Source organism: Pararobbsia alpina (assembly GCF_902859895.1).
Lineage (GTDB): Bacteria > Pseudomonadota > Gammaproteobacteria > Burkholderiales > Burkholderiaceae > Pararobbsia > Pararobbsia alpina.
The window spans coordinates 25,836-39,770 of the sequence record NZ_CADIKM010000011.1; the positions used below are offsets into that span (position 1 = coordinate 25,836).

Consider the following 13,935-nt stretch of genomic DNA (forward strand, 5'->3'; position numbering starts at 1 on the left):
ATGGTATGGTGTCGCCTCTTCTGAGCTCGAGGACATTCCGATTCGGCTCAGCACCGCGTAGGGGCCACTGTGCCGACAGTTTTTAATGCGAGTCTGACCCAACGCATCGATCAGTCCGGCAAGCCCGCCTTATTTTCCATGTTGTTCGATTAAATAGAAGCAAAGCCATGTTGATGGACAGTAACTTGCCGGCGGCCACGCCCGCGCCGGACGGTGGAGACACGTCGTCTCTACGCCAATGGTTGGCAGTCGGAGCAGTCACAGTAGGTGCATTCGCGTTTGTCACCACCGAATTCCTCCCGGTCGGTCTGTTGCCGTATATCGCCAAATCGCTGGACGTTTCACCGGGCACAGCCGGTTTGATGGTCACGGTACCCGGCATCATTGCAGCCCTCTCTGCGCCGGGGTTGATGCTCGGAGCAGGACGCATGGACCGTCGACAGGTCTTTCTGTGGCTGATGGCCCTGCTGCTGGCTTCCAATCTGCTATCGGCGTTCGCGCCGAATTTCCCGCTGATGCTATTGGGGCGTGCGCTGCTCGGTGCCTCCCTCGGTGGTTTCTGGACCCTCGCAACGGCTGCGGTCGGGCGGCTCGTCCAGCCCAGAGACGCCGCCAAGGCGACGGCTGCGATACTGGCCGGCGTGACCTGTGCGACGGTGATCGGGGTTCCTCTCGGTACTTTCATTGCAGGTTTCGCATCCTGGCGCCTGTCCTTCATGGCGACCGGTGTACTCGTGGCCGTCGCGCTCGTGGCGCAGCTCTGCTTCGTTCCGCCACTGCCATCGAGCGCCGCTCTGCGCTTCTCCGATCTTGCCTCGCTCATGAGGCAACCGCATTCCCGCAAAAGCATGCTCATGGTGGTGCTTGCGTTCGGTGCGCATTTCTCGACCTACACGTACATCACGCCGTTCCTGTTGCACAACGCGGACTTCGGCATGTCCACCATCACGTGGGTGCTGCTTGGATTCGGCATCATTGGCTTTGTCTCGAACTTTGCCGCTTCCATGACGGTCGACCGGAGCCTGAAGGCGTCGATCGCGGTCATCCTTTCGCTCATGTTGCTCGCGCTGTTGTCGATGCCGCTCATCCGGCATTCGCCATTGGGGGTGACACTCGTCGTCCTGGCATGGGGCGCTTCGTTTGGTGCGCTTCCGCTGGTGTTCAGCGTATGGACCCAGCGTTCGACGCCCGATCTTCCGGAAGCGAGTTCGGCGCTTTTCATCGGCACGATCCAGGTCGCCATTGCCGTCGGCTCCCTGGTTGGCGGCACCGTGGTCGACGAAATCGGCATTCCCGCCGATTTCATCTTGGGCGGCACCCTCGCTCTGCTGGCGCTTGCCGCGCTCGCCAGCTTTGGACGAAAGACAGCACTCAGCAATGCGCCGTTCGCATGAAGGCGACGCCTGATTGAGTCAAGCGCGGGAGGTCTTCCCGCGCGACCCGGTTCGCCACCCGATCCGCACGCCGATCTCGCAAGCCCCGCCCTCCCTGAAAAGCACACCCGTGCAATAATTGCTCCGCCTGCGGTGCGCACCCTGCGCGACGATACGCTGGCCGCGATGGCAGCGGGCCGACCCGATACGATGCTGCGCGTGCTTGAAGTGAAAGCATCGGCTGCGGAAGCGACGCTCGAAGTCACCGACACCGCCATGCGTATCTGCGGCGGGGCGGCCTTTCGCAAGGAAGTCGGCATCGAGCGTCTGTTCCGCGACGCGCGCGCCGCCTCCATCATGGCGCCGACCTCGGACGTGCTGTACGACTTCATCGGCCGTGTGCTCTGCGATATGCCGCTCGCCTGACCTGGAAAAACACGCTATGTCCAAACATGTCCCCCTCATGCTGGGTGCGGTCGCCTATGCGCCCAAGGTCGTCACGATCTGGGAAGGCTTCAAGGCTTTTTTCGCAGAACGCGGCTGCGCCTTCGACTATCTTCTTTATTCGAATTACGAACGACAGGTCGAAGCCCAGTTCGCGGGTGACATCGCCTTCGCGTGGAACTCGCCACTCGCCTGGGTACGGGCCGAACGCATCGCACGCGCGCGTGGCAAAACCGTCCTGCCGCTTGCGATGCGCGACAGCGACATCGACCTGCATTCGATACTCGTGGTATCTGCCGGAAGTGCCGTGCAAGACCTCGCCGGATTGCGCGGCACGACCATCGGTTTCGGCGCGATCGATTCACCGCAGGCCACGCTGATACCGCTGGATCATCTGCGCCATGCCGGCGGACTCGTTGCCGGACGCGACTATGCGGCGCAAAATTTCGATGCCCTGGGTGGCAAGCACGGGGATCATATCGGCGGTGAACGCGATGCAGCGGCCGCGCTCATGCGGGGCGAGATCGATGCGGCGTGGATGATCGCAGGCAACTACCGGCTGTTTGCGAACGAAGGCACACTGCCGGCGGGCGGCACGCGAATCGTCGCCACCACCGCAGCGTTCGATCACTGCAACATGACGGTGAGCCCGGGCGTGGCGCAGGAAGACATCCGCCGCTTCGGCGACATTCTGCTCGCGATGGACTGGAACGAGGCACAGGTGCGCCCGCTGCTCGAACTGGAAGGCCTCAAGGCCTGGCAGCCCGGGCGCGCGAGCGGCTACGCCCTGCTCGAACGCGCGGTGACGGACGAGAACTTCTATGACGACCAAGGCCGCATTGCCAACCCCGCTTATCGATATTGAGGCCCTCGGCTTCGATTCCGGTGCGCATCTGCTGGTCAAGTGGTGGTCTCAACGAAGAGGTATTCGATGCGCTGATTCTCGTGGCGGCCGGTGAACTCGCACCGGCCGCCGTCGCGCGCGGCTATGCGCGCGTGCAGAGATTGATGCTCGATATGGCCGATGGTCGCTATGCGAGACTGGTCAGGCTCGGTTTCGAGCGCGACAAGGCAAGAGAGCTTACGTCGCTACATACCCGCAACTTCATGTAGTCAGTCCAGGCTAGCGCGGATTGCGGCGTCGAGAATCATCGCATTGGCATTGATCGGTTGTTCCGCCCCGCCACTGCGCGGACGATAGATCGAATCCCCTAGTCGTATGGGAGATCCTGACAACGCGCATATGCCCTCGCAGCGAGCAACGCCCAATCTCCAGGTTTGCTCGACATAGTGGCAGAAGGTCGAGTCACGCCACGAGACCAGCACGGTCGAACTGCTCTGGCGCTCGACGACCGTGATCACAGCCGTACTGGGATTGCCATCCGAGTCCAACCGAACTTTCCCGTCAGCCGTTGCATTCGCGGCACTCTGTTGCCGCGAGATTGCACGGATCGGCGTGGTGCGAACCTGCGCGATACCTTCTTGCGCCGTCCTGAGAACGAGGTTGGCGACCCGTTCCAACGCGGGCAACGATCTGGACGCTTTGCGCGGCTCTTCGCGCCGGCTTTTGCGATCCGGCAACACGGTCAAATCCGCCGCACGTGCAACTGCTCTAGTGCCCATCTGCTTCCTTCTGTCAACGGTCGGAAAACGGTCCGAGTCGCGTTTTCCCACGGAGTCATTCTGGGACGCACGAACGGTCGGCGACGTGACGCTCGGATTACAAGCGCGTCATGCTGGCGTGCGCATGAGCCTCTGCACTGTGAGCGCGGATCAGACACTTTCAATTCAACTCACGCACCTGACGGGAGCATTCGAGGGCAACGCCGACGTCCGGTTCCGCTTGCCACAAGTGCATCAAGCTGTACGTAAGCTCCCACTTGTAGACTGGGCGACGCAACTTGGGATCTCGGCAAGTCCTCCTGAGCAAACGCTCAAGCCGAGTCAGCCGGCGCGTCCCCGCTCGATTCACCTCAACAAGAACGACGAAAACGACTTTATCAATGAAATTCACCCAGTCTTTTGTGTTAGCGTGCGCCATGTTTGCGGCGGCCCAGGGCATCGCAATGGCCGACAATGGCGCGCCTGCAACCTTGCAGGTACCGGCGAAGTCGCTGCCTGTGCCAACGGATGTCAGTCCTGAGTTGCAAAAGCTCATAGCGGCACCGCTCAACCCCGCCTGGAACGACTTGTGGACGACGGGTGAGCAATGGAGAACCGCAGCCAATGCGCAGGCCGCCAAGGTCGTCACGACCCTTCCGGCCATGCTCAAACGCCTGCATGTCACCGAGAAGTCCGAGACGATCGACGGGGTCAAGGTCTATGAGGTCACACCCGATTTCATTCCGCCTGAACACCGCGACAAGCTGCTCATTCATGTTCACGGTGGCTGCTACGAGCTGTTTCCCGGCGCGTCGGGAACGACCGAGGCGATCTTGATGGCGGGACTTGGCCATTACAAGGTGATCTCCGTCGACTACCGGATGCCTCCTGAAGCGTACTTCCCCGCGGCCCTTGACGATGCGATGAAGGTCTACAAGGCATCGCTGACGACAACCGATCCGAAGAACCTCGGTGTCTTCGGCACCTCCGCCGGCGGTGCCTTGGTGCTCGAGATGATGCTGCGGGCAAAGCAAGAAGGGCTGCGGATGCCGGGCGCGATTGCACCGGGCACTCCCATGTCGGACATCACGAAGACGGGCGATTCGTTTTATACGAATGAGAAAGTCGACAACGTCCTGGTATCCCGGGATGGGTTCTGCGATGCCGCAGCGGTCGTCTACGCGCACGGTCATGATCTCAAGGATCCTCTGCTGTCGCCTGTCTATGGCGACATGCACGGCTTTCCGCCCGCCATCCTGACCACTGGGACTCGCGACCTGCTGCTGAGCAACACGGTGCGTGTGCACCGCAAGCTTCGCGAGGCCGGCGTCGACGCGCAACTCGAAGTGTTCGAGGGCATGTCGCACGCCCAATACCAGGTTGATGACCGCATTCCCGAGGACCGGGAAGCATTCGGTGAGATCACCGAGTTCTTCGACAAGCATCTCGGCCATTGACATCGCCTGCTGCCGCCCGGATTTCGGGCGGCAGGTCATCCATCGCGATCGTCCCATCGAGGGCGATGAGCACGGCACCCTCGATTGCATTGCGCAACTCGCGCACATTGCACAAAACATCAACCCAATCAAACGTTTGGCAGAAAATACCGAGCCTGCAAGAGATGGCACGGTTCATGCGGTTATCAAAGGACGGAATCACCAAAGACGCCAGTGATTCTTTTGCCAGCTTACGGCAATGAGCTACCTGCCGCACGAAGGATCCTTTTGTATAGGTTTTTTATCCCGGAGGAGACTATGACGACCATCCTGATGCCGGCATGCTGTGCTTTCTCATCATTCTCGCATTCGTGTTGGTATTGATACGCGAGACCATCAAGCGAAGCAACGTCTCTTCCGATGGCTGAGAAGATTGCCCCCTCTGAGACCGGCTGAAAATTGGAGAGCACTATGTTTGACGACTCGATACTCCTGTCCTTCTCGTGCGCATGGGACATGCAGGGACTGGAGCAGTGGACAAAGGCCTGGTATGAGCAAGCCGTCCAGGCGGAATTCATCCAGCCGCCCTATCACGCCGACGCCGATGGCCTGGAGCGTCTTCGGGGTTACTTCAATGTCGGTCTGTCTCCCGCCGAAGCCGCTCAGGCGTACTTCGGCCGCAAGCACTAAGGCGGGGACACTCGCGAGACTGGCGTTACCGCTTCGCGACAGGCATCCAATCCCGTGCACAAGGCTTTTGTACAGAAACTGTGCGCCCTGCTCATATCGAATGCCTTGATTTGCTTGCGATTGGACGTTCAGGTCAGACACGGTTAAAATGCGTGCCACGGAGATGGCATTCCTCCATTAACCGCCGGCGCAAGCCGGCTGATGATGCCTACGTATCCCTGGACGGGAGCCGTAGGCATTTTTCTGCGGCGTTCTGCTGCCCAGGTTTGTTTCCTCAAACCTCTGATTCCATGAAACGTCTCGCGACTATCGAACAGGTCGCGCTGCTACCGCATTTTGTGCGCTGGCTTGCGTTGTCTGTTCTCCTCGGTGGCTTGTCCGGCTCTGCCTCCGCATTTTTTCTCGTCGCGCTCGAATGGGCGACCGATACGCGTGTTTCTCACGCGTGGCTCCTATGGCTATTACCCGTGGCGGGCTTCGTGACCGGATGGGTGTACTACCGTGTTGGTCAAAGCGTCGAAGGCGGCAACAACCTGCTCATCGATGAGATTCACGACCCCAAGAAGGTGGTACCGAAACGCATGGGCCCGCTCGTGCTCGCGGCCACTGTCGTGACCCATCTTTTCGGCGGCTCGGCCGGTCGAGAAGGCACCGCAGTCCAGATGGGCGGTGCACTCGCCGACCGCATCACGCACACATTGCGGCTCAATCGTGAAGACCGTCGCACCTTGTTGATGGCCGGTATTGCAGCCGGCTTCTCTTCTGTCTTCGGCACCCCGTTGGCCGGAGCGATTTTCGGACTCGAGGTGCTCGCAATCGGCCGGCTCCGCTATGACGCCTTGCTCGCCTGCTTCATGTCTGCCGTCGTCGCTGATCAGGTCACGCGACTCTGGGGTGTTCATCACACGCTCTATACGATTCCATTCATTCCCGAGGTTTCGGCGATGGGCCTCGTGTCGGCCACGCTCGCCGGTATCGCCTGCGGCATCGTCGGGATGCTGTTCGCCGATACGACACACTTCCTTTCCGGCTTCATCAAGAAGCGGATCACGTACCCGCCGTTTCGGCCTGTCGTCGGCGGCATCGTCGTAGTCGCCTTCGCGCTTGCGCTCGATACCCCGCAATACCTCGGGCTCGGCATTCCCACCATCGTCAGTTCATTTCAGCACCCCCTGCCCGCCTATGATTTTCTCGGGAAGTTCGGCTTTACCGTCGTGACGCTGGCATCCGGCTTCAAGGGCGGCGAGGTCACGCCGCTGTTCTATATCGGCGCCACCCTGGGGAACGCACTCGGCTATGTGCTTTCACTGCCGTTTCCGGTCCTTGCGGGCCTGGGATTTGTTGCCGTATTCGCGGGTGCGGCCAACACGCCCATTGCCTCGACGATTATGGCCATCGAGCTTTTTGGCGGCCATATCGGAGTCTATGCCGGTACGGCCTGCATCGTGGCGTATCTGTTCTCCGGCCATACCGGCATTTACCGCGCACAGCGGCTCGGGCAGCCAAAGCACTTCGCTTTCCCGAAGGGGATTCGCCTGGCGGATATCCCGGCGAGGCGACGCGCTCGCCTCGCGCCGGACAAGCCGGATGCTGCGCCGCGGGACTCCGTTTGAGCTTTGAGCTCGTTTTACCGATTCCTTTTTTATGCGCTGTTTTTACGCGTTCTTGACAGCTCGCCCCCGCCGCTTCGACTAACATTCTTGTGGACTTGCCGACCGAAGGCCGGTCCGGATAAGGTCAAAGGCAGGGGTCATGTTCGGTCTGGTCATTCTGTTTTTTCAGCTTTTTGTTTGTCTCGTTTTATTCGCTGTTGGCCTATGGTCCGTGGCGAGGCCGAAGCATCTGCAGCATTTCATTCACTCGAACTTCGCGCTTCTCCCCGCGGTCCGCAAAGGCGTGCGAATAACGCCAATCTTCATCCGCCTGGCCGGAATGTATTTGCTGTGGTTTGCCTACACCCTCACCATCAGTTTCCACGAAGAGATTCTGTGGGTTGAACGACAGTTCGAAATACGGCCACCCGGGTCGTGACCTCCAGGTTTCGTTTACGTGAAAAGAAGCCGATACTGGATTAGGCGGGGCCGGTCATTGCACGGCTTCCGCGCTGCAAATATCCGGGACCTCGGTAATGAAATACTTCGGTCGGTTTTTGCTCGCGGTCTTCGCCGTGAGCCTGAGCATGCATTCCGCCTGCGCAGAAGAAACTGCTGCGCCCCGGTACAGGATCGGGGACGCGTGGTCCTTCGTTTCCGTCGACGCGCTTTCCCCTGCCCGCAATATACGATTCACGGAGACGATCACACATCGCACACCCGATGGTGCCGATCTCCGGGTCGATGACGCGGCAGGCCACACCTGGCAAAAAGCGCTGGATGCGGATGGCAATACCGTGCGCTCGCTCAACTATCTTCCGAATCCGACTGACCGCCGGCTCAAGTTTCCGATGTCGGTGGGCATGCGCTGGACGGTTGACTATGATCTCGGCCCGCTTCACTTCACGTTCAATCGTCAAGTAGTGGGATTCGAAGAGGTACAGACCCGGGCCGGTACATTCAAGGCCTATCGTATCGAGGGCTCGGGAACGGTCAAGTCCGCCGGCCAGACCAGCTCGGGTGAGGTCACCGAGACGAGCTGGTACGCGCCGGCCGCCAAGCGCATCGTCAAGGACGACTGGCACTCGAAAATTCAAGACCGCCTGCCAGCACAGGTGCATATCGAACTCGTGCAGATGCTGATCGCCAAGTCAGGCGAAGCGCGCTGAGCGGGTCCCTCATGTCGACGTCGGCCGCGATGCGCAGGTCGCCGTTCTCGTTGTCGAGCCAATCGACTTTAAGGCCCGGAGAAGTCGTCACGACAGAGGGAGCGACTTCAGCCACCACCGAGGTCAGTTTCCGCGCCTTGCTCTGTCAATAAAGTTTCGCCATGCGTTTTCTGTTGCCTAACTAGGCCTCCATACGAAGCGTGAGAAAGATTTTTACCGACTGCACACCGGGTACGCGTTTTGCGATCTGCGCGGCTCTTTCCGCCTGCGACGCTTCGGGGACAGCGCCCATGAGAACGACCGCTCCGTCGCGCGCCGTCACATAAACCTGTACCGCATCAATGGCACCGTCCCTCACCACGGCATAAAGTACTTCTTTCGCGAGTGCGCAGTTGGCAGCCTGCGCCGCCTCGGAAGCTTGTTTCGAAGGGGCTTCGCTGACCGCTTGATCTGCCGCGGACTGTGCCTGTACGTGAAGCGATATCGCGAAAAGGAACGCACCACTCGCTACCTCCAACCTTCGCATCGTCTTCATGTCGCTCTCCTCGTTATCCCACTATGGAAAGGGCTACGGTCTTCCTATGATGTCCTAACCTGTTTTTTGCGTCCCACACCTTGTCAGTGACGCCAATCAGTGCTTCCCTTCAGCCATAGCGGCAATACGCTTGTTCGATTCCGCGACGAACGACAGTGCATCATCCAGTGCGTCGTTCGCCTCTTTGGTGGAGGCATTCACGCGCTCGATCGGCGCATTGATTTCCTGTTCGTCGTCTGATGGGGTAAATCCCTGCGCAGCCTGGCGCATCAACTCACTCACGTCCAGGCCGAGACGCTTTGCGGTACTCACGATTGCGCGCTTTTGAACCGCCGTTACCTGCACGACAATCCGCTCCGTTGCAGCAGCCATTTCCATACTCCTATGTACATGCACGTGGTATGTACATTTAAGGTTGTTTCAGGAGGTGGTCAACTGGTTTTTGTGGTGCGACTCTTTGCACTTTATCGGGGGGAACCTCAGCAGCACCGTCACGCCGCGAGCCGCGTCCAGTCCCAGGTGCCGGCCGACATACGGGGCGCTCTCGCGCCAAGTACTTTTCCGTGTGAATGACCAGGCGGCAGCGAGGACAGCGCCAACGCACTTGATGGCGCTACCGTCAGGGTTCCGATTGACCGTCGTGTTGGGCTTGCTGTCCTGTTCAATGGAAACAGCGTTGCCTTCCCCGTAGCGGCGTTTCTGATGAGCGCCGACCTTCTGCGCCAAGTTCTTGTGCCTTATTGATGTCGCCCTTCCTTTGAATGTACTCAATGAGTAGCGTCAAGCGCTTTCACTTCGATTCTCAAGAATCTCTCGGACGAACTTCCAAGCCATATCTGGCATGCTCCGAAACTCGCTCGAATCAGGCGAAAGCAGCCAGTTATCCAGCGTGCGCTTCTTCGTTCCGATCCGCTCCGCGAACTGCTCACGCGTCATGCCCAGCTCGCTCATCGCATGACGCAAAAACTCCTGCTGCGTTTGTGGCATACCCCTCTTCACGCTACGACCCCCGACTTGTGCCCACAAACTTCGTCATACATCGCATCTGGCGCGATATCGACGCCGTTCGGCCAGACCACCACCCCATCGCGGATCGTCGCCAGCGCAAAATAGGACTCGTCGGCCAGCGGGGCAAACACGCCCCTGAAATCGTCCTTCGACATATCCACGACGCCCCTTAATCCGTCTGCAAAGCCGACTTCGAGGCGATGACCAGGCAACACCGTCAACGCCGTCACGTTCCATGCAATCATGATGCTCACTCCAAGGGGGAGATAGGTTTCGGTGTCGCCAGCGCGCGGCACAGTTCCCAATCCTCGTTGAGTTCGGCCCGGTGTTCCGAGGCCCATTCCAAGACCAGCGCGAGTGCCCGTTTTGGCAGTGAACCCCGGATGACTTCTAGCGTGTCTATGCGGATCAACGCCTCGAAGTCCCCGTATCGGGCGTGAAAATGCAGGGTTGTGGTCTCGCCAGTACATGCTGATGACGATTCCGAAAAACGCGCTGATGGTCGGCACACGGATCTCCTGAAATATACTCACCGAGTATATTAGTACAGGTTGCCTGGAGGGTCGAGCCATCTTCACGCCGCGAGCCGCGTCCAGTCCGCCGACCCGCGACGCACGCATTCCAGCATGATCGAAGCCAGTTCCTCCACAGGCGGTGCCATGACCGCCGAGCCACGCACGAGCGAGAGCGGCAACGAGGGTAGTGTGGAAAGTCCATACGTACGCGCATCGAGCGCCCGCACGGCTGGCGGCAAGCCATAGCGCGTGCGCACGGTCAAACCGAGCCCAGCCGCCGTCGCCGCCCATAAGCCCGACAAACTCGGGCTCGTGAACGCGAGCCGCCACGCAATACCCTTGCGATCAACTGCCGCCGTCGCCGCGCTGAAGAACACACAGGGCCTGTCGAATCCGACCAGTGGTAACGGTTCACCCGCATCCACGCGCCACGACAACGACGACGAGACGATCCAGCACATCGGCGGATTGGCAATCAACTGTTCGTTACGACCCGCCGCCCTCGCCTCGAGCCCGGCCGGATCGGTGCTGCCCCAGACCAGCGCAAGCTCGAGATCGTTCGTATCGATCCGCTCGATCAGCTCCTGATTGCGCGCAACCCTTGCCTCGATCCGGACCTTGGGATGGGCACGCGTGAATCGTCCCAGCACATCGGGCAGCATCGCCTCGCCAAAATCCTCCTGAAGCCCGAGTCGGACCCAGCCCTCAAGAACGGGGCGACGCATCGCCCCAGCCGCGTCGTCATTGAGCTCAACCAGCCTGCGTGCAAAGCCGAGCATCGTCTCGCCCGCTTCGGTCAACGCGAGATTGCGGCCCGCCTTCACAAAGAGCGGCGCGCCCGCCTGCTCCTCGAGTTTCTTGATCTGCGCACTCACGGCCGACGTCGACCGGCCGACACGGTCGGCAGCCTTGGCGAAGCTGCCGAGCTTTATGCCCACGACAAACGTGCGCAACGAAGCGAGATCGAAGGAACTTGCCACCCTGGCCGGCAAGGAGCGAGCCGGCACAGCACTCGGTATGGCAAACACGACGGTGTATTTCGGCCTGTTCCTGACGCCGCTGCTGATTCCGCATCTGCTTGCCGCTGGATCCTGGGCGCTGGTATGGTTTGCGGCAGCCGCCTGCCCGCTGATCGCCTATCCCCTGTTTCCGAAGCCGGCAGGCAAAGTACGGTGAGCAACAGCGAACGCCGCATTGAGCGTCAGAAAGGTCGGCGATGCCGTCCGCGCTGTCCTTCCTCCCTCTGAAGAAGGACTGCCGCGCACTTGTTCAACGTCGGCCCGGAAGGCGCGAGGCGGTCCGGAAAATGATCCGGCATTCCTAAGCGCCCCTCGATTACCCGCGCCTACGACGGCAACTCTTCGCCCTTCGTCTCCGGCGCAAACGGAATCACGGCAAGACCGATGATGAACGCAATCGCCGTCAGCGCGATCGGCACGCCGAGCGTCTTCATGTGAAGCACCATGGCACCGATCCCGAAGTTGACGATCGCGCCGAAGAATCGCCCCACCGAGGTACAGAATGCGAACGCCGTTGCCCGCACACGTGTCTCGAACTGCTCGGGCAGCCACAGGCTGAAGAGCGCGAAGTTGCCGCCGAAGAATCCAAGCACGAACAACAGCGCGATGAATGGATAAAGCCCGTTGGACAAATAGAACGCCCAGCCGAACGCAAGCGCGATCGATACCGCCATGCCGATGAAGTACACGGCGAGAGTCCATCGCCGCCCGATACGCTCCGCGATCGGCGGCAAGGCAAGACAACCGATGATCGTGCCGATCGACAACAGGCCCGTCGCAATCGATGCCATACGCACCGCATCGGGTTTCGCCATCCCGGCCTTCGTCGCAAGCTGTATCACGGCTGAGGGCTCATAGACGGCGCCCGCCCACAATCCGATGATGGCCACCGTCAGCAAGGTCGCCGCAACCAGCGTGCGCCGCCTGTATTGCCTGGAGAATATCGCGCGCAGAGGGCTCACCTGCCTGACCGCATGGGCCACGTTGCGCTCCCACTTCTCCGTTTCCTTCACGCGCAGGAGCACGACGATCGACACGATCACGGGCAGCACGCCGACCAGGAACATCGCACGCCATCCATAGGTCGCGCCGATCGTGTAGTTCAACGCCGCGGCGAGGAAGAAGCCAGCGTAGTAACCCGTCTGAAGATACCCGGCGCCCATCTTGCGGCGGTCCTCGGGCCACGCTTCGGCAACATAGGTTCCCGCCAGGGCCCACTCTCCGCCGATGCCGATGCCCGCGAGAAAACGATAGATCCCGAGCGCCCATACGGACTGCGAAGTGGCCGCGAGCCCCGTGAAGATCGCAAAAGTGAAAATCGTCGCCGCCAGCACCTTGGTGCGCCCGAACCGATCCGCAAGCGGCCCCCAGATAAACGACAGGCCCCATCCGACGAGGAACAAGGCGAACAGGATCGATCCCGCCAGGCCGACATTGGCGGGTGTCGCTGCGTAGCCGGATTTCGGCAGTAGTTCCGTCAGGGCGGGGGCCAGCACGAGCGCATAGATGAACGAATCCATGCCATCGAGCGTCCAGCCCGTCCACGCACCCCAGAAGCCGGTAATCTGCGAGCGGTTCAGGGGCGTGCGCGCAGATCGCGCGGTCGTTGCGATGTGATCGGGTGCGCTCGGCATGGCATTGCTCTCCAGTAGGCAAAAATGTCAACGCACCTTTCGCTGTACTGATCATGTTCGGGCGAGCCGGACATCGCGCAGCTTGTGCTAGTGCATTTTTATATATAATATTTGAACATCGAGCAGCGGCCACTCCGCACTTCTACCTACTATCGTCAAGTCCATGTCAATCGACTCCGTGGGCGCGGCAGAGTCCGCGACGTTTCATGAGGCCCGTTTCGAGCCCCGTCAGAGCACCTCGCGCTATATCGCCGATGCCCTGCGCAACGCCATTGTCGAAGGCTCGCTGCTGCCGGGCGAGCCGCTGCGGCAAGACGCCATCGCACGGCAGTTCTCGGTCAGCGCGATACCGGTTCGCGAGGCGTTCCGCCAACTCGAAAGCGAGGGCTGGGTCACGACCGAGCCGAATCGCGGCGCCTCGGTCAGTCTGCAATCGGCCGACGAAGCGCGCGAGATCTATGAGATCCGTGCGTCGCTCGAGAGTCTCGCGATCGGCATCGCCATCGATCAGCATACCCCGCAGACCCTCGCGCAATGCCGCGCGCTGCTCGACGCCGCGGCGAACGAGCCCGACCCCACCCTTTACGTGGTGCGCAACGAGCAGTTCCACATGAGCCTGTACGCCCCCGTCAACCGCCCTCGCCTGATGGAACTGCTCGGCAGCATGCATCGGCGCGGCGAACGCTATCTGCGCCTCAAGCTCGTCGTCCCTTCGTTCAAGGGCGAATCCGACGGCGAACATGCGGCGATCCTCGAAGCGCTGGTCGCACACGACATCGAAGCGGCGCAGACACTTGTCGCGCGGCATTTGCTCGCGACGGGCGAGCTGATCTATCGCTTTCTCAACGAAGCGCAGATCCTCACGCCACCCAAGCGGGCAAGAAAACGCCGCGCGCTCTCCAAATGAGGCCAAGGCCA

At 60.6% G+C, this 13,935-nt stretch carries 21 protein-coding genes and 1 riboswitch; of the genes, 11 read left to right on the top strand and 10 right to left on the bottom strand.

Annotated features, from left to right (window positions below):
* Nucleotides 1–167: 167 nt before the first annotated feature.
* Genes HV670_RS13600 through HV670_RS13615 form a run of 4 tightly spaced genes read left to right on the top strand, consistent with a single transcriptional unit; the run spans nt 168 to nt 2,930 of the window.
* Nucleotides 168–1,394, top strand: coding sequence for an MFS transporter (locus tag HV670_RS13600; protein WP_175105320.1), 1,227 nt, complete (start codon nt 168–170; stop codon nt 1,392–1,394).
* Nucleotides 1,395–1,406: 12 nt separating this feature from the next.
* On the top strand, nt 1,407–1,799 hold the full coding sequence (locus HV670_RS13605) for an acyl-CoA dehydrogenase family protein (RefSeq protein ID WP_281362398.1): 393 nt from the start codon (nt 1,407–1,409) through the stop codon (nt 1,797–1,799).
* Between the two features lie 16 nt (nt 1,800–1,815).
* On the top strand, nt 1,816–2,682 hold the full coding sequence (locus tag HV670_RS13610) for a phosphate/phosphite/phosphonate ABC transporter substrate-binding protein (RefSeq protein ID WP_175105321.1): 867 nt from the start codon (nt 1,816–1,818) through the stop codon (nt 2,680–2,682).
* Entirely contained in the window at nt 2,679–2,930 is a 252-nt protein-coding gene (locus HV670_RS13615; protein ID WP_246257371.1) for a hypothetical protein, read from the top strand. Before HV670_RS13610 ends, HV670_RS13615 begins: the two co-directional genes overlap by 4 nt.
* On the opposite strand, the gene HV670_RS13620 is transcribed toward HV670_RS13615, so the two are convergent.
* Nucleotides 2,931–3,440, bottom strand: coding sequence for a DUF3331 domain-containing protein (locus HV670_RS13620; RefSeq protein ID WP_175105322.1), 510 nt, complete (start codon nt 3,438–3,440; stop codon nt 2,931–2,933).
* Between the two features lie 380 nt (nt 3,441–3,820).
* On the opposite strand from HV670_RS13620, the gene HV670_RS13625 reads away from it, so the two are divergent.
* Nucleotides 3,821–4,876: an alpha/beta hydrolase gene (locus HV670_RS13625; protein ID WP_175105323.1), complete on the top strand. Its 1,056-nt coding sequence runs from the start codon at nt 3,821–3,823 to the stop codon at nt 4,874–4,876.
* On the opposite strand, the gene HV670_RS13630 is transcribed toward HV670_RS13625, so the two are convergent.
* The gene (locus HV670_RS13630; protein ID WP_175105324.1) at nt 4,842–5,132 is read right to left on the bottom strand and encodes an AAA-type ATPase lid domain-containing protein; all 291 of its coding nucleotides are present in this window, start codon (nt 5,130–5,132) and stop codon (nt 4,842–4,844) included. The genes HV670_RS13625 and HV670_RS13630 overlap by 35 nt on opposite strands.
* Nucleotides 5,133–5,326: 194 nt before the next feature.
* Here HV670_RS13630 and HV670_RS13635 point away from each other — a divergent pair, with 194 nt between their 5' ends.
* From HV670_RS13635 to HV670_RS13650, 4 genes are all read left to right on the top strand, one after another.
* On the top strand, nt 5,327–5,545 hold the full coding sequence (locus tag HV670_RS13635; protein WP_175105296.1) for a hypothetical protein: 219 nt from the start codon (nt 5,327–5,329) through the stop codon (nt 5,543–5,545).
* 150 nt (nt 5,546–5,695) lie between these two features.
* Nucleotides 5,696–5,763, top strand: a riboswitch (Fluoride riboswitch).
* Between the two features lie 72 nt (nt 5,764–5,835).
* Nucleotides 5,836–7,158 carry a voltage-gated chloride channel family protein gene (locus HV670_RS13640; protein WP_175105325.1) on the top strand — a complete coding sequence of 441 codons (1,323 nt, stop codon included), beginning with the start codon at nt 5,836–5,838 and terminating at the stop codon, nt 7,156–7,158.
* A 139-nt stretch (nt 7,159–7,297) separates the two neighbouring features.
* Nucleotides 7,298–7,576 (top strand): hypothetical protein, encoded by a 279-nt coding sequence (locus HV670_RS13645; RefSeq protein WP_175105326.1) that lies wholly within the window; start codon nt 7,298–7,300, stop codon nt 7,574–7,576.
* A 97-nt stretch (nt 7,577–7,673) separates the two neighbouring features.
* The gene (locus tag HV670_RS13650; protein ID WP_175105327.1) at nt 7,674–8,306 is read left to right on the top strand and encodes a TapB family protein; all 633 of its coding nucleotides are present in this window, start codon (nt 7,674–7,676) and stop codon (nt 8,304–8,306) included.
* A 181-nt stretch (nt 8,307–8,487) separates the two neighbouring features.
* Here the strand turns inward: HV670_RS13650 and HV670_RS13655 are convergent, their stop codons facing one another.
* The 7 genes from HV670_RS13655 to HV670_RS13680 all read right to left on the bottom strand — a co-directional run bounded on the left by HV670_RS13655 (nt 8,488) and on the right by HV670_RS13680 (nt 11,392).
* A complete protein-coding gene (locus tag HV670_RS13655; RefSeq protein WP_175105328.1) occupies nt 8,488–8,841 on the bottom strand; it encodes a BON domain-containing protein in 354 nt (117 codons plus the stop codon).
* Between the two features lie 96 nt (nt 8,842–8,937).
* On the bottom strand, nt 8,938–9,213 hold the full coding sequence (locus HV670_RS13660; RefSeq protein WP_175105329.1) for a plasmid mobilization protein: 276 nt from the start codon (nt 9,211–9,213) through the stop codon (nt 8,938–8,940).
* Nucleotides 9,214–9,261: 48 nt separating this feature from the next.
* The gene (locus HV670_RS30560; RefSeq protein ID WP_217478420.1) at nt 9,262–9,567 is read right to left on the bottom strand and encodes a hypothetical protein; all 306 of its coding nucleotides are present in this window, start codon (nt 9,565–9,567) and stop codon (nt 9,262–9,264) included.
* 54 nt (nt 9,568–9,621) lie between these two features.
* A complete protein-coding gene (locus tag HV670_RS13665) occupies nt 9,622–9,828 on the bottom strand; it encodes a transcriptional regulator (protein WP_175105330.1) in 207 nt (68 codons plus the stop codon).
* A gap of 8 nt (nt 9,829–9,836) precedes the next feature.
* Nucleotides 9,837–10,094 (bottom strand): DUF2442 domain-containing protein, encoded by a 258-nt coding sequence (locus HV670_RS13670; protein WP_175105331.1) that lies wholly within the window; start codon nt 10,092–10,094, stop codon nt 9,837–9,839.
* Between the two features lie 5 nt (nt 10,095–10,099).
* A complete protein-coding gene (locus HV670_RS13675; RefSeq protein ID WP_246257374.1) occupies nt 10,100–10,360 on the bottom strand; it encodes a DUF4160 domain-containing protein in 261 nt (86 codons plus the stop codon).
* 63 nt (nt 10,361–10,423) lie between these two features.
* A complete protein-coding gene (locus HV670_RS13680; RefSeq protein ID WP_175105332.1) occupies nt 10,424–11,392 on the bottom strand; it encodes a LysR substrate-binding domain-containing protein in 969 nt (322 codons plus the stop codon).
* Between HV670_RS13680 and HV670_RS13685 the strand changes: the two genes are divergently transcribed.
* Nucleotides 11,295–11,540, top strand: coding sequence for a hypothetical protein (locus HV670_RS13685; RefSeq protein ID WP_425511426.1), 246 nt, complete (start codon nt 11,295–11,297; stop codon nt 11,538–11,540). The genes HV670_RS13680 and HV670_RS13685 overlap by 98 nt on opposite strands.
* Nucleotides 11,541–11,709: 169 nt before the next feature.
* Here HV670_RS13685 and HV670_RS13690 read toward each other — a convergent pair whose 3' ends face one another.
* On the bottom strand, nt 11,710–13,017 hold the full coding sequence (locus tag HV670_RS13690) for an MFS transporter (RefSeq protein ID WP_175105333.1): 1,308 nt from the start codon (nt 13,015–13,017) through the stop codon (nt 11,710–11,712).
* A gap of 163 nt (nt 13,018–13,180) precedes the next feature.
* Here HV670_RS13690 and HV670_RS13695 point away from each other — a divergent pair, with 163 nt between their 5' ends.
* A complete protein-coding gene (locus tag HV670_RS13695; RefSeq protein ID WP_175105334.1) occupies nt 13,181–13,924 on the top strand; it encodes a GntR family transcriptional regulator in 744 nt (247 codons plus the stop codon).
* Nucleotides 13,925–13,935 lie beyond the last annotated feature (11 nt).

Excerpts from the sequence above, each read along its gene's own strand:
- HV670_RS13670 (WP_175105331.1), bottom strand. The coding sequence starts at position 10,094 with ATGATTGCATGGAACGTGACGGCGTTGACGGTGTTGCCTGGTCATCGC.
- HV670_RS13640 (WP_175105325.1), top strand. The coding sequence starts at position 5,836 with ATGAAACGTCTCGCGACTATCGAACAGGTCGCGCTGCTACCGCATTTT.
- HV670_RS13660 (WP_175105329.1), bottom strand. The coding sequence starts at position 9,213 with ATGGCTGCTGCAACGGAGCGGATTGTCGTGCAGGTAACGGCGGTTCAA.
- HV670_RS13620 (WP_175105322.1), bottom strand. The coding sequence starts at position 3,440 with ATGGGCACTAGAGCAGTTGCACGTGCGGCGGATTTGACCGTGTTGCCG.
- HV670_RS13610 (WP_175105321.1), top strand. The coding sequence starts at position 1,816 with ATGTCCAAACATGTCCCCCTCATGCTGGGTGCGGTCGCCTATGCGCCC.
- HV670_RS13665 (WP_175105330.1), bottom strand. The coding sequence starts at position 9,828 with ATGCCACAAACGCAGCAGGAGTTTTTGCGTCATGCGATGAGCGAGCTG.
- HV670_RS13635 (WP_175105296.1), top strand. The coding sequence starts at position 5,327 with ATGTTTGACGACTCGATACTCCTGTCCTTCTCGTGCGCATGGGACATG.
- HV670_RS13645 (WP_175105326.1), top strand. The coding sequence starts at position 7,298 with ATGTTCGGTCTGGTCATTCTGTTTTTTCAGCTTTTTGTTTGTCTCGTT.
- HV670_RS13655 (WP_175105328.1), bottom strand. The coding sequence starts at position 8,841 with ATGAAGACGATGCGAAGGTTGGAGGTAGCGAGTGGTGCGTTCCTTTTC.
- HV670_RS13690 (WP_175105333.1), bottom strand. The coding sequence starts at position 13,017 with ATGCCGAGCGCACCCGATCACATCGCAACGACCGCGCGATCTGCGCGC.
- HV670_RS13600 (WP_175105320.1), top strand. The coding sequence starts at position 168 with ATGTTGATGGACAGTAACTTGCCGGCGGCCACGCCCGCGCCGGACGGT.
- HV670_RS13695 (WP_175105334.1), top strand. The coding sequence starts at position 13,181 with ATGTCAATCGACTCCGTGGGCGCGGCAGAGTCCGCGACGTTTCATGAG.
- HV670_RS13625 (WP_175105323.1), top strand. The coding sequence starts at position 3,821 with ATGAAATTCACCCAGTCTTTTGTGTTAGCGTGCGCCATGTTTGCGGCG.
- HV670_RS13685 (WP_425511426.1), top strand. The coding sequence starts at position 11,295 with ATGCCCACGACAAACGTGCGCAACGAAGCGAGATCGAAGGAACTTGCC.
- HV670_RS13650 (WP_175105327.1), top strand. The coding sequence starts at position 7,674 with ATGAAATACTTCGGTCGGTTTTTGCTCGCGGTCTTCGCCGTGAGCCTG.